The organism is Kitasatospora sp. NPDC048540 (genome assembly GCF_040651175.1).
In the GTDB taxonomy this organism is placed as follows: Bacteria; Actinomycetota; Actinomycetes; order Streptomycetales; family Streptomycetaceae; genus Kitasatospora.
Window position 1 is genome coordinate 1 of record NZ_JBEZIR010000185.1, and the last position, 12,547, is coordinate 12,547.

14 protein-coding genes and 1 pseudogene are annotated in these 12,547 nt (G+C 71.9%); 3 read left to right on the forward strand and 12 right to left on the reverse strand.

Annotated elements, in window-relative coordinates; genetic code table 11:
- Positions 1-477: 477 nt before the first annotated feature.
- Together AB0D08_RS38110 and AB0D08_RS38115 are read right to left on the reverse strand one after the other, a co-directional pair.
- Positions 478-1,680 carry a SpoIIE family protein phosphatase gene (locus AB0D08_RS38110; RefSeq protein WP_359894933.1) on the reverse strand — a complete coding sequence of 401 codons (1,203 nt, stop codon included), beginning with the start codon at positions 1,678-1,680 and terminating at the stop codon, positions 478-480.
- Positions 1,677-3,284: a CHASE3 domain-containing protein gene (locus tag AB0D08_RS38115; RefSeq protein ID WP_359894935.1), complete on the reverse strand. Its 1,608-nt coding sequence runs from the start codon at positions 3,282-3,284 to the stop codon at positions 1,677-1,679. The genes AB0D08_RS38110 and AB0D08_RS38115 overlap by 4 nt, the downstream gene beginning before the upstream one ends.
- A gap of 111 nt (positions 3,285-3,395) precedes the next feature.
- On the opposite strand from AB0D08_RS38115, the gene AB0D08_RS38120 reads away from it, so the two are divergent.
- Positions 3,396-4,169 carry a response regulator gene (locus AB0D08_RS38120; RefSeq protein ID WP_082526832.1) on the forward strand — a complete coding sequence of 258 codons (774 nt, stop codon included), beginning with the start codon at positions 3,396-3,398 and terminating at the stop codon, positions 4,167-4,169.
- Between the two features lie 674 nt (positions 4,170-4,843).
- Here AB0D08_RS38120 and AB0D08_RS38125 read toward each other — a convergent pair.
- From AB0D08_RS38125 to AB0D08_RS38145, 5 genes and pseudogenes are all read right to left on the reverse strand, one after another.
- Positions 4,844-5,371 carry a hypothetical protein gene (locus AB0D08_RS38125; protein ID WP_359894937.1) on the reverse strand — a complete coding sequence of 176 codons (528 nt, stop codon included), beginning with the start codon at positions 5,369-5,371 and terminating at the stop codon, positions 4,844-4,846.
- Positions 5,372-5,391: 20 nt separating this feature from the next.
- Positions 5,392-5,577 (reverse strand): DciA family protein, encoded by a 186-nt coding sequence (locus tag AB0D08_RS38130; protein ID WP_033822653.1) that lies wholly within the window; start codon positions 5,575-5,577, stop codon positions 5,392-5,394.
- A 98-nt stretch (positions 5,578-5,675) separates the two neighbouring features.
- The gene (locus AB0D08_RS38135; protein ID WP_359894945.1) at positions 5,676-6,947 is read right to left on the reverse strand and encodes a DUF6596 domain-containing protein; all 1,272 of its coding nucleotides are present in this window, start codon (positions 6,945-6,947) and stop codon (positions 5,676-5,678) included.
- Positions 6,926-7,279 carry a YciI family protein gene (locus tag AB0D08_RS38140; protein ID WP_033822657.1) on the reverse strand — a complete coding sequence of 118 codons (354 nt, stop codon included), beginning with the start codon at positions 7,277-7,279 and terminating at the stop codon, positions 6,926-6,928. The genes AB0D08_RS38135 and AB0D08_RS38140 overlap by 22 nt, the downstream gene beginning before the upstream one ends.
- A 124-nt stretch (positions 7,280-7,403) precedes the next feature.
- A pseudogene (locus AB0D08_RS38145) lies at positions 7,404-7,579 on the reverse strand (Tn3 family transposase); the annotation flags it as partial.
- A gap of 656 nt (positions 7,580-8,235) precedes the next feature.
- On the opposite strand from AB0D08_RS38145, the gene AB0D08_RS38150 reads away from it, so the two are divergent.
- Positions 8,236-8,460: a hypothetical protein gene (locus AB0D08_RS38150; RefSeq protein WP_033822659.1), complete on the forward strand. Its 225-nt coding sequence runs from the start codon at positions 8,236-8,238 to the stop codon at positions 8,458-8,460.
- 144 nt (positions 8,461-8,604) lie between these two features.
- Positions 8,605-8,883 (forward strand): hypothetical protein, encoded by a 279-nt coding sequence (locus AB0D08_RS38155; protein ID WP_359894938.1) that lies wholly within the window; start codon positions 8,605-8,607, stop codon positions 8,881-8,883.
- An 89-nt stretch (positions 8,884-8,972) separates the two neighbouring features.
- Here AB0D08_RS38155 and AB0D08_RS38160 read toward each other — a convergent pair whose 3' ends face one another.
- From AB0D08_RS38160 to AB0D08_RS38180, 5 genes are all read right to left on the reverse strand, one after another.
- The gene (locus AB0D08_RS38160) at positions 8,973-9,374 is read right to left on the reverse strand and encodes a hypothetical protein (protein ID WP_051813367.1); all 402 of its coding nucleotides are present in this window, start codon (positions 9,372-9,374) and stop codon (positions 8,973-8,975) included.
- Positions 9,375-9,986: 612 nt separating this feature from the next.
- Complete coding sequence (locus AB0D08_RS38165; protein WP_051813369.1) at positions 9,987-10,232, reverse strand: hypothetical protein; 246 nt, start codon at positions 10,230-10,232, stop codon at positions 9,987-9,989.
- A gap of 144 nt (positions 10,233-10,376) precedes the next feature.
- The gene (locus AB0D08_RS38170; RefSeq protein WP_359894940.1) at positions 10,377-10,847 is read right to left on the reverse strand and encodes a hypothetical protein; all 471 of its coding nucleotides are present in this window, start codon (positions 10,845-10,847) and stop codon (positions 10,377-10,379) included.
- Positions 10,848-10,970: 123 nt separating this feature from the next.
- Complete coding sequence (locus tag AB0D08_RS38175; RefSeq protein WP_359894942.1) at positions 10,971-11,675, reverse strand: metal-dependent hydrolase; 705 nt, start codon at positions 11,673-11,675, stop codon at positions 10,971-10,973.
- Between the two features lie 386 nt (positions 11,676-12,061).
- Positions 12,062-12,547 (reverse strand): sigma-70 family RNA polymerase sigma factor (locus AB0D08_RS38180; protein WP_359894944.1); only part of this gene is annotated, 486 nt, incomplete at its 5' end.

A 12,547-nucleotide genomic window follows, 5' to 3' on the forward strand; every position in this document is an offset into this window, starting at 1 on the left:
AGCGGATGGCCGGGCGGCAGCGGCTCCGGGTCGGCCGTGTACGGCGGTCCGCCTGCCCCAGGGCCACTGGCCGCCGAGCCGTTCCAGGGCCTCGGCGCACCGACACCGGTGGCGGCCCGCGCCGCTGCGCCCCCGGAGCCTCAGGTGCTGTCACCGCCGGGCGTCTCCGCGGTGGCGAGTTCGGGCTCAAGACCCTCCGGCAGCGCAGGCGTTCGGAGCCCGCTCTCGCGGCGCCAGGCCTCGAACGCCCAGGCGCTCGACGCGACCGGCGCGAGTCCTGTGGTTCGCCGTCGGGCCCACCCGAGCGGCCTGAGGTGGTCTGCCCTGAAGTCCGCTCACCACACCGGCGATCGACCGTGGGCATGGCCCGGGCCACCACCGGCGGGCCGGGCAACCCCGGAAGGCGAAGGATTGCGACCGCGCCGGCCACCGACCTCACGGGCAGCAGCACCAGCTGCCCGCGCGGTCGTCGGGTCCTCAACAGCCCGGTCGGGGCCCCCAGTCGAGGCGGAGCACGGCGAGGTCATCGGTGTGCCGGCCGGCGTTCAGGCTGTGGGTCTCCTTGATGAGCAGGTCGACGTGCGCGGCCGGGTCCGCCGTCGGCAGACTGCCGATCAGCGTGAGCAACCCCTCGACGCCGAGCCGCTCGCCCGTGGTCCCGTTGTGCCCTTCGGTCAGGCCGTCGGTGTAGAGGGTGAGGGCTCCACCGGCCGGGAGCGGGACGACCGTCAGGGGCCAGCTGCGTAGTCCGGGCATGATGCCGAGGGCGATGCCGTGGGCCGCGGTCAGTTGGCGGGTGCCCTCGGCGGTGGTGATGAGGGGTTCGTGGTGGCCGGCGAGGTGCAGGGTCGCGGTGGCGGCCTTCTGGTCGAGAGTGAGCAGGGTGCAGGTGGCGAACTGCGACTGGCTGACCCGTTCGGCGACCAGGATGCGTTCCATCAGGTTGAGCAGGTCGTCGCCGCGGTGTCCGCCGAGAACGAGGGAGCGCCAGGCGATGCGCAGGCAGACACCGAGCGCGGCGGCGTCGGGGCCGTGTCCGCTGACGTCTCCGACGACGGCGTGCAGCAGGCCGTCGTCGCCCTCCACCACGTCGAGGAAGTCCCCGCCGAGCAGGGCCATGGCGGTGCCCGGCAGGTAGCGGGTGGTCACCGTCACCGTGGAGGTGTCGATGATCGGCGGCGGCAGCAGTCCTCGCTCCAGGCGGGCGTTCTCCTCCGCCCGGAGGCGGGCCGCCTGGGCCTCGATGCCGGCGCGTTCGGTCTCACTGCGGTACACGGCGTAGCGGACCGTGCGGTGGAGAAGCTCCGCCTCGACCTTCCCCTTGACCAGGTAGTCCTGGGCACCGGCGGCCATCGCGTCGGTGCCTGCCTTGGCCTCGGACAGGCCGGTCAGGACGATGACCGCCGTGTGCGGGGCCAGGGCGCGGACGGCGGTGACAGCGGCGATGCCGGCGGCGTCGGGCAGGTGCAGGTCGAGGAGGATGCAGTCGGTCGCACCGGCGGCCAGTGCGCTGCGGGCCTCGGTGAGGGTGGACCGGGTGGTCAGCTCGAAGCGCAGCCCCGTGTCGTGCAGGAGCTCCTCCACCAGGAGGGCGTCACCCAGGTCGTCCTCGATCAACAGGATGCGGTACAGCGGTCCTTCGGAGGCCGTCCCTGCGGAGGCCGCCACGGCTGCGGTCATCGCGGCTGCTCCTGTTCGGCACGGTCCGCTTCCGGAATCGCGGAGGGGCCGGGGAGTTGTGGCGGCTCGGGCGCCAGGGTGAAAGTGATGCGGGTGCCGTCCGGATGGTCGAGGTCGATGCCGATCGTTCCGCCGTGGAACTCGACGATCTTCTTGCACATGGCCAGGCCGATGCCGCTGCCGGAGTAGGCGTCCTTGGTGTGCAGCCGCTGGAAGATCAGGAAGACCTTCTCGGCGAACTCCGGTGCGATGCCGATGCCGTTGTCGGTGACCGTGAAGCGCCACAGCGGGCCTTCGCGTTCGGCCGAGACGTGGATCCGGGGTTCCTCGCCGGGGCGCCGGAACTTGACGGCGTTGCCGATCAGGTTCTGCCAGAGCATGCCCATCTGGGTGGGGTCGGCGACCAGGGTCGGCAGTGGATCGTGGGTGATCCGGGCCCCGGACTCCTCGATGCCGACGCTCAGCGCGGCCAGTGTCTGCTCCAGCGTCTTGTCCAGGTCGACTTCCTGGTGGGCGTGGTGGAGGCGCCCGACGCGGGAGAAGTCGAGGAGGTCGTTGATGAGGGTCTGCATCCGGTTCGCACCGTCGACGGCGAACTCGATGTACTGGTCGGCCTTGGCGTCCAACTGACCGCCGTACCGGCGCTTGAGGAGCTGGGTGAAGCTGGAGACCTTGCGCAGCGGCTCCTGCAGGTCGTGGGAGGCGACGTAGGCGAACTGCTCCAGCTCGGTGTTGGAGCGCTGGAGGTCGGCGGCCTGGGCGTCCAGGCGCAGGCGCGCCTGCTCGGTGTAGGCCAGCTCCCGGACGAGGCGGCGGCGCATGAAGTCGATCTCGGCGCTGAGGCGGCGCAGGTCGGCGGGGCCGGTGGAGGTGATGGGGTGGTCGAAGTCGCCGCCGGCGATGGTGCGGGCGTCCGCGCCGAGTCGTTCCAGCGGCCGGTTGATGCCGCGGCGCAGCCCTTCGAAGACCAGGGCCGCGAGGAGCACGATGAGGATCGCGATGGTGCCGAACACCCAGTTGCGCAGGGCCAGCGTGGACACCAGGTCGTCCCTCGCGCGGGTACGGTCCGCGCGCAGCCGGTCCTGTTGGCTGCTCAGCTCGGCCCGTACGGTGTCGAATGCCTGCTTGCCCTGGGCGGCGAGGGCGGTGGCAACCGCGGAGGGAGCACCGGGCGGGGAGGCCGCGACCGGCCGGGCGATCTGCTCCTGCCAGGCCGACATCGCCTGCTGGACGTCGGCCAGGTCCTCCAGCGCCGGGGCGTCGTCCTTCAACAGGTCTGCGAGGTGCGCCGCCTGGGCTTCCTGGTCGGCGAGTCCCTGCTGGTAGGGAGCGATGAACTCGGTTGATCCGGTGAGGCCGTAGCCGCGGATTCCGGTCTCCTGGTTGAGCATCGCGGATTCCAGGCGGAACGCGGTGGACAGCGCCGGGGACTTGACGTCGACGAGGTCGGTGCTGATGGTCTGGGTCCGCTGAAGGACCCAGGCCCCGGTCACCCCGAGCAGGGCGAGGACCACCAGGGCGACGGCTGCTCCGACGCGTAGCCACCGCCGGGTCGTCCAGGTGGAGACCCACCGTGTCCTAGGCAGCCGTTCTTCGCCGGTCATGTCCCAACCCTCCACCGTGACGGTCGCCTTCAAACCGGCGCAGCGCACACTGTAGAGGGCAGCCGACAATGAATGTTGTCGCAGGGTCATCAATGGCCCTATGGTGCCGGTATGCCTGGCAAGAACTTCGTGTTGCGTACGACGCAAGATGAGACGGCCGCCGTCGCGGACGCGGTGGTCGGCAGGCTGGCCCGGCGCCTGGTGCTCGAGCTGTTGGACCAGTCGTCACCGCAGACCGGGGACGGCCCGGCGCGTCCACTGTCCATGCTGCACATGCTGGACCATCTTCAGCAGGCGACCGAGCGGCTCCAGCGGAATGCCGCGGTGGCAGCGGTCCGGGCGGGCGCCGGCTATCCGCAGATCGGTGCGGCCTGCGGGATGACCCGCCAGGGTGCCCGGCGTCGCTGGCCGGGAATCTTTGACCATTCCAACGAGGCACCTACGGAGCGTCCGATGATGACCAGCCCCGCCCGTCCCTTCGACGTCCTGCTCGTCGAGGACGATGTGGCCGATGCCATGCTCATCGAGGAGGCCCTGTCCGAGCGAGGGGCTCGCAATCTGGTTCAGGTCACCGACGGACTCGCCGCCCTGGAGCACCTTCGGGCACCCGGCACCGTGCGCCCGGACCTGATCGTCCTCGATCTGAACATGCCGCGGATGAACGGCCGTGACCTGCTGAAGGTCCTGAAGACGGACGAGGACCTGAGGACCATCCCCGTGGTCGTCCTCACCACGTCCTCCGCTCCCGACGACGTCACCGGCGCCTACAGCAGCCATGCCAACGCGTATGTGACCAAGCCCGTCAATCTGGACGAGTTCGAGCAGGCCGTCCAGACCATCGACGCCTTCTACCTCGACACGGCCACCCGTCCGCCGCGCACCTGACGGCCGAGCAGGCCGGCTACCCGACCGAGGCCGGCGTGCACCGGCCTGCTCCACCTCACAGTCCGATCCGGGGAGACCAGTGGCTCCATCCCGGTCAGGGCCCACCCTGGGCAGGTCGCGCCGAGGGAGATCACAGCCCACGCGGGGCGGGCAGCGGTTCGCTCCGGGCACGCCGCAGGAACACAGGCCCGGATGGTCCGCTCGGGGGTACCGGTTCGGCCGGTGCCGGTCGGTCTCGTGGCAGGCTGCGTGCTGCGGAAGGCTTCATGCCACTCGGCCCGAAGCGGCGGCATCCGCCGGTTCTCGCCCGACCGCTGACGGCCGACTGGATCGAACATGCCTGGGCGGAGCGCACGCCGCCTGCCGGTGCGCTCCGCTTCCGGGCCGGTTCCGTCGACCGTCCGGGGCCGCTCCCTACCAGCGGTATCAGCAATGACGCCGCCCGGACGAGTGCGTGCCGCGGGCCACGAATCCCACCGGCCACGTCGTCGGCACGATGACCGCTGCCCACCGCAGGGCCGGCTGACCCCCGCCTGTGCGGGGGTCAGCCGAGACGAGTCTCTTCCCGGGGCCCGCGGCGGATCCTGCTGCTCGTTCACCGTGTACTCCACCAGCCCGAGATGCCGGTCCCCGGCCGGCCGGGGACCGGCATGCTCAGGTACGGGAAGGGGGTTTCACGCAGGTCGACCAGGAACGCCACGACCGCGGAGAACACATCGGCCGGCGTGCCAGGGCGGCCGCCGTGGTGGCGGGCCGCAGAGTCCGGTCACGCCGCGCTGGTACGAGGTGTTGCGCGATTGGCGGTGCGCAGCGGGGTGCGCGGGCGACGGAGAGCGCGGCGCGGTGGCGCTGGCGCTGCTGGCGGGCGTGCTGGTCGGCGTCGGTGGCCGGGTGTCCACGATCGCGGGTCGGTGGGCGTGCTCGGGCTCGCGCAGCCAGTTGTAGGTCCGGCGCAGGATCTCCTCTCGGGCACCTGCGGCTTCGTCGAGCGCGGCTCGGCGGGCGGTGGCGTCCTCGCGCGTCCGGCGGCGCAGCTCCTGGTAGGTGTGGCGGTCGGTGAACGGGGGCCGGGCCGGCCTCATGGTGGGCCGGTCGTCGGGGCCCTGGTCGGGCTGCACCACGCGGGCGGGGCCGACGCGGACGTCGACAGCTATCACGGTTCCGGGCCGCAACTGCTCGAGGGCGGCGAGGATGCGGCGCACGCTGGGGCGCAGCCGGGCGGCTAGGCCGGGGCGTCGGCGGGCACGCGCAGGCGGCGGGTGGCCGGGTCGTAGACGGCGAGGTGCCAGTGGGCAGCGGCGGCCGGGCCGACGACCTCGGGCCAGTGGTCGCGCGGGCGTCCGCCGGCGGTGCCGAGGGTCCAGCCGTGGGCGGCGGCCAGGGCGAGGAACACGTCCGCGACCGGCATCGGGCTCGCGCGGCCCGCGGTCGCGCGGCGCGGCCGGCCGGACGGTGCGGGTGCGCCGGGTGGTGGCGTTGCCGTCGGCGCGGGCGGCGACGGGCCGATCAGCGATCGGTGAGTTCCGCGAGTCTGCGGGCGAGCGTGGCTCGCTCCGGTTCGTTGCCGACGAGGTCGAGGGCGGCCCGATAGGCGGCGGCCGCCTCGGTGGTGCGGCCCAGTCTTCTGAGCAGGTCGGCCCGTGCTGCGGGAAGCAGGTGGTAGCCGCGCAGTTCCTCGGTCTCGGTAAGGCAGTCCAGCAGGGTGAGGCCTGCCTCGGGGCCGTTGCGCATGGCGATGGCGACGGCCCGGTTCAGCGCGACGAGCGGGGATGGCTCGATCCGGAGCAGCACGTCGTAGAGCGCGACGATCTGCGGCCAGTCGGTGGTGTCGAAGCTGGCCGCCTCGTCGTGCAGCGCCGCGATCGCCGCTTGCACCGCGTACGGTCCGACGCCGGGACCGGTCAGGGCCGGCACGACGAGCCGCTGCCCCTCGGCGATGAGGTCGGCGTCCCACAGAGCACGGTCCTGGTCCTCGAGCAGCACCTGGCCTCCCGCAGCGTCGATCCTGGCCGCGCGCCGGGCGTCGGTGAGAAGGAGAAGCGCGAGCAGCCCGGTCACTTCGCGTTCTCGGGGGAGCAGCCGGTGCAGGATCCGGGCGAGCCGGATGGCTTCGTCGGCCAGGTCCGGGCGGAGGAGGTCGTTGCCGGAGCTGGCGGCGTACCCCTCGGTGAAGACGAGGTAGATGACCCGGAGCACGCTGGGCAGGCGCGCGGGCAGTTCGTCCGCTCCCGGGACGCGGAAGGGGATGCGCGCACTGCGGATCTTGCGTTTGGCGCGCACGATGCGCTGGGCCATCGTCGCGGTGGGCACCAGGAATGCCCGGGCGACCTCGGGTGTGGTCAGGCCCGCGAGAAAGCGTAGTGTCAGCGCGGCCCGTGCCTCCGGTGAGAGCGCGGGGTGGCAGCAGGTGAAGAACAGTTGCAGCCGCTCGTCGGGGATGTCATCGAAGCCGGGCTCTACGGGGACCGCAGTGACGGCACGGTCGCTTTCCACCTGCAGCATCGCCAGCCGCTGCGCGTATGTGCGGTCGCGCCGGATCCGGTCCACGGCCTTGCGGCGTGCCGTGGTGAGCAGCCACGCCAGTGGTTTGTCCGGCACTCCGTCGACCGGCCACCGCTCCAGCGCGGCCTCGATCGCGTCGGAGGCGACCTCCTCGGCAAGGTCGAGGTCTGCGAACCGGGCAGCGAGCAGAGCGAGCAGCCGGCTCCGGTCCTCGCGGAACACCGCCTCGACGGAGCGGGCCGCTCGCTGCTGGTTCACGACTGATCCGGCTCCCAGACCGTGCGGACCTCGACGGTGCCGTACCGGGCCCCGGGGCACCGAGCCGCCCAGTCGAGCGCGGCATCCAGGTCGGGAACATCGAGCAGGTAATAGCCGCCGACGATCTCCCGGGTCTCGGCGAACGGCCCGTCGGTCACGACGCGCTCACCATTGACACGGACACGTACGGTGGTCGCGTTCGAGGTGTCCAGGGCGTTTCCGTCGAGCTTGACGCCGGCATCGGAGACGGCCTTCTCGAACGCCATGAACTCTTCCACGGTCGGTCCTTGGGCCGGCCGCTCCTCGGTGGAATCGGGCGACGGGGTGTTGATCAGCAGCAGGTACTTCACGGTGCGCTCCTCGTGCATCGGGTTGGTTGCGCAGGTATGACGAACGGCCGGCAGGAGAATCGACAGGGCGACCGAAGAATTCTGTCGTGAATGTGGGGCGACCGGGAGTGCCGCCGGAGCGTCATCACTGCTCGTCGGCGGTGTGCGGGTCGCGCAGCGGCCGCATCCCGCCCGCAAGCTCCGGCAGCTGGAAAGAGTACCGTCCGAGCATGTTGACGTGGTGCCGCACAACGGGGAGAGTCGGGCGACGTCCTCGTCGCGGACGTCGAACCCGTCGGCGCGCAGCTGGGTGAGGGCGGCACAAGGATCCAGGATGCCAGGTCTGCTCCCAGTCCTGCCCGGCTCATCGCTCTGAGGGCGTTCCTGGAGGCCATGGCATCGGTGACGGAGTGGCTGGGGTGCGGCACCCGATCGTGTTGGCGCCGATGGGAGGGGCAGCCAGGGGTGCGCTTGCGGCGGCCGTTCTCCGGAGCGGGCGGGCTCGGGATGCTGAGCGGCGTGTGCGGGGGCCGGGAGTGGTTGGTGCGGATACTGCCGCCGGGAAACCGAGTTGACGCGCGATCTGACTGAACGTCAGGACTTCCGGCGCGACGTGGCGCGAGGGGTGATCCCCCCGGTGTCGGCCTGCCAGGCGGTCGACGTCGTCACCGTCTTGGCCACGCAGGCCCGGGATGCAATGGCCGAGCTGGAAGGCGCCAGCTGGCCACGGGCCCAGGGCCGACGACGTGCGGCCCGACAGCGGTCACCCACCGTTGCATCAGTAACGGGCTGGCCATGGGGAATCCGGGGTGGCCGCCGTCGCTCGGCGCGCTCGGTCGGCAACAGTTGCGGGCCGGCGCGGCCCGACCTGTCGAGTCCGCAGGACGGCATCGCGGTCGGAACCGGACCCTGCCCCACGTGTGGCCGCGCCTGACCAGTTCGGCTGGTCACGGGATGCCCTCCCCACGCCAGGGTAGGTGCAGGCCATCAACACGAACATCACGGAACGTGACGTCGCGACCGAGGGCGAGGCGGACGAGGTGGCGGACAAGCTGCTGCGCGAGACGGCCGCGGCCGTGGAGGCAGTACGCGCGCAGGGCGTACTGATGCGCGGTCGGCCCGCCACCGGCCATACGTCGATCAGCGGGACTGGCGACCGTGAACTGGGCGCCCCCGCCGGCGAGCAGCCCGGCGCGGGGTGACCACGGGACGTCACTGGCTCTCCTGCCGCCGTCCACCGACCTGGCCGGCCAACCGGTGACTGCGCAGAGTGCTCGCCACTTTGCCTGCCGGGCACGTAACCCGTCGGGCCGAACGGCGTTCATACCGGTATGACGATCCCGGACATGGTCGCGAATTCCGCCCGGCCCAGCCGCTGCCCCGCCCTGTGGCTCGCGCAGCAGATCTTCCTCCGTGTCCGCCGGCCCGCAGGACGGCTGGACGCGATGATGGGCCGGGCGCTCGCGGCCAACGCGGCCGGTGCCCTGCTCCGCGCGCTGGGCGAGCCGGACACCGCCCCGGCCGGGGACCGGCAGGTGCTCCCGGTCGCCGGCGGCGCCGCCCGGTCCGAGGCTCGGTGGCACCAGGTGGGTTCCCGGGAGGGCATGTGGCCGACGACAAGCTGACCGATCAGGACCTGGACCTGCTCCACCGGTGCGTTGACATCGCCCCTGGTGTGGGCGCCGACCGCGACGACCTCGGTCGGGCGGCTGCCTCAACCGGTGGACGGCCCGGAAGGATGGCGGTGCTCCTCCTGCCAGGCGACCGCCCGCATCACCTGCTCCTCCCCCAGGCCCGTCATCGCGATCAGCCGGTCGTACATCTCCTCCCAGCCCAGCGGTCCGAGCAGGCGCACCGCACGGGTGATCTGTCCGGACCACAGCTCCTCCGGTACGAAGGGGCGGTGTTGGTAACCGACGGCGAGCGCGATCAGGTGCGCGTCGCAGCACGCACGCAGCAGCCGCTCGCCGTCGAACCGGGCGTCCCCCGACACCGCCGATGAGTCCGGCACCCGCAGCATCACCAGGTGCCGGACCGGAACCAGGCGGCCGCACGCGTCGCACAGCTCCGGCACCTCGCCGGACCCCGGCCCCGCGCCGCAGTCGGAGCGATCCATGCCTCCGGCTTACTCCCCCACCCGCGACCGACGCGGCCCGCAGCGAATGAGCCTCGAAAGGGCCGCGAAAGCAGGTCGATCACCTGGCGCGGATCGGTGGCCTCGCCGAGTCCGAAGTGCACGACCGCCTCCACAGCCTCTGGCAACAGGACTGCCTCGATGCCGGCGGCGCGATCGTGCTGCGCGGCCGCACCAACTCGGTCTTCTCCCTCGCCACCGCACTCATCGTCGTCAAGATCGTGCGCCGGGCATCCCGCTCGCGGATGTCCGGCGCACGGTCCAGCTGTCGAGTGGCTGATGGGCCGAGACTTGCCGAGCGTCTCGCTGCTCCCGATCCCGCAGTCGGTCGCCGCCACAGGCCGAGCGGTCCGTTCCGGGAGTACCTCCCGCAGGCCGGTCATCCTGTGCCGACGACCGCGCTCACCGATCCGCTGTGGCTGCTTCACCAGCTGCCGGCGCCGCCACTCACCGTCCGGCTGGTCGAAACGGTCGGCGCCATCCTGTCGATGCCTTGCGGTGATCACCGCGCTGCCCACCCCCGAGGTCCGGCTCCTGACCGATCGCCTCGCAGGCGAAGCGGCAGGCCGAGTCCGGCGGTGGGGATGCACCGCGTCAGCCGATGTCGATTCCCGTGACGACCGGTTCACCGGCCGTGACTTCGCCGTCGCGGTATCCCGCCCGGCCGAAGGCCCGGGAAGCGACGGCCAGTGCGGCGGCGCCGGCCTCGGTCCGGTCGGCGGCTTCGACCTCCAGGCGCAGAACGAAGGTGTGCTCGGCATTGTCGACGGTCAGCACGTCGAGATCCGGCACCTCGGCTCCGACCCGTTCCGGGTCGGTGCCCCTGACCGCGGCCAGCACCGCTTGCTTCGCGTCCTTGTCGATCGGACGACGGAGAGTCCCGGGAATGGTGATGACATAGCTACCCATGGGATTCGTATGACCCCTCTGTCCGGATGGAAACGCCCGAGCGCCCGATCGGGTGACGGCGAGAGGCCGGGTGATTCACTTGTCTGCCTCACCACGTGCCCGGACGTCAGCGGTGCTCGGAGGCGAAGGTCGGGCGGACCGCCCCGCGTCGGCCTGGTCGGCAAGCGAGTGAGGGAGCCGCTGGGCACGGCGGCTGCTGAGAAGCCACACCGTCGCCCCGAGCAGTGCGGCGGCGGCAGCCGCGGTCACCACCACCACCGCGTTGCTGGTCCAGGGCGCTCCAGCGCCGCCCCCTCCCCCAGCGGTGCCCCGCCTGACCGCTGCCGCTGTGCCGCGCACGCGACGGACGCACGCGTCCGTCGCCCTGGCAACGCGGTGCTCGGGGCCGGCTGCCCTGCTCACGGCGGTCTCAAAGGCGCGATGCACCGCTTCGAGCCCGCTGTCGGCAGCCGTGCGCGTGCCGCGCGCGGCCTCGACGGCACGCTCGCGCACCATGTCCACACCCCGCGCCACCGTGTCGGTGCCCAGCCCGTTGCTGCTGCTCATGTGCTGCCTCCCGATGCCTGCTCTCTGCGTCTGCCGGTGGCCGTCTACCCGGAATCCGCAGGCGTACGGCTTCTGTGCCGTGCACGGTGCGTCCAGGCGGCGAGGTCGGGCCGCACGCGGTGCTCAGCCGGTGAGGGCGGTCGGCGCGAAGGCCGCCAGCCAGACCAGCACGAGCGTGCCGGCTGTCATGACCGGTACGAGGAAGCGGGTTTCGAAGCGGTTGCCCGTCCGTTTGATCAGCACTATCTCGAACCGCCGCCGGTACGGCCACAGGAGTGGCACGCCCTGCCGGGTGAGGCAGTCCCCCAGGACGTGGGTGAGCGTTCCGATCACCACCGCGTAGGGCAGCCACGTACCGGTCCCGGGGAGCCAGGTGTGGGCCGAGGCCGTCCCGATCGCGGCCAGCCCGACGGTGGTGGCCCGCGAGTCCGCACAGCGCCCGGAGGTGTGCGAGCGGAGGGCGTGGACGGCGAAGAGGAGCAGAGTGAACGTCAGGCCGTCGGTGAATCCGCGCTCCCAGCGCTCCACGGCCGCCCGGCTCCCCGCTCCTGCCAGCGCCACGAACACCAAGGAGTGGGTGGCGTGCCGGTGTCCTCCCGAGAGCCGGGCGATCGCTCGGCACGCGAGCCGTGAGAACGGTCCGAAGAGGTGCGCCAGGGTTCCATCGTGATGATCGAGGTCCGGGAGAAGCGCCGCGCCCGCACTCAGGACGGCGCCCAGGAGCACCTCTCCGGGCTGCAGCGGGCGGCCGATCACCAGCGGTGGCAGAAAGGGTGCCGCAGCCGCGAACACCAGCGCTCCGCTCACGGCGTGCGAGTGGCCCATCATGTGCTTCTCCCTGTTCCCGGTCGCCTACGGCCATGGCGGTGGAGCCTTCCCGCGCCCATGGAGCGGGTGTCCGCGGCTGTATCCATCCCGTCGGTCCGGCCTTTGCATCCGGCCCCTCTCGGCGCACCGGAGATAGGCCGGCGGTCGGCTCAGCCGTCGGGGCCCGGGATGCCGACGGCGGCGCACGACGGGAGGGCCGTAACCGGGAGTCGAGCGGACGCTGTCCCCCGGGGCCCGAAAATGCCCGGCGCGCCCAGAGGGCTTCCGCCGTGGCCGGGGATTCTCGAGGTGTGTCTGGTCGGCCAGCCCGAAGCGGCCCGGCCGACCACGTCACGAAGACCGCTGCACCCGTTGTCCGGTGCGAATCCCGGCCCGGCGTGCTGCTGTCACTCCTCGGTCAGCAGCGCGGTGCGCAGGGTGTCGAGGATGCGCTTGAGCATGCGGGAGACGTGCATCTGGGAGAAGCCGAGCAGTTCGCCGATCTCGGCCTGGGTCAGCTCCGAGCCGAAGCGCAGCGACAGGACCTCGCGGTCACGCTCAGACAGTGCGGCGATGGCGGGTTTGAGGGCCTCGCGGCTGAGCACCAGTTCGAAGTCCTGCTCCTCGAACGCGATCCGGTCGCCGAGGGTTGAGCTCTCGTCCGTGTTCGAGTTCGCGCCCATGTCGAGTGAGTCGGCGGTCTGGGCCCGGCTGGCGATGATGCCCTCGCGGACCTCCTCCTCGCTCAGGCCGAGGTGTTCGGCGAGTTCGGCGGTGGTGGGGGCGCGGTCGTGCAGTTGCTGCAGTGCGTCGGTGGCCCTCGCGAGGGCTATCCGCCGCTCCTGCAGCCGGCGGGGCACGTGCACCATCCAGCCGGTGTCGCGGAAGAACCG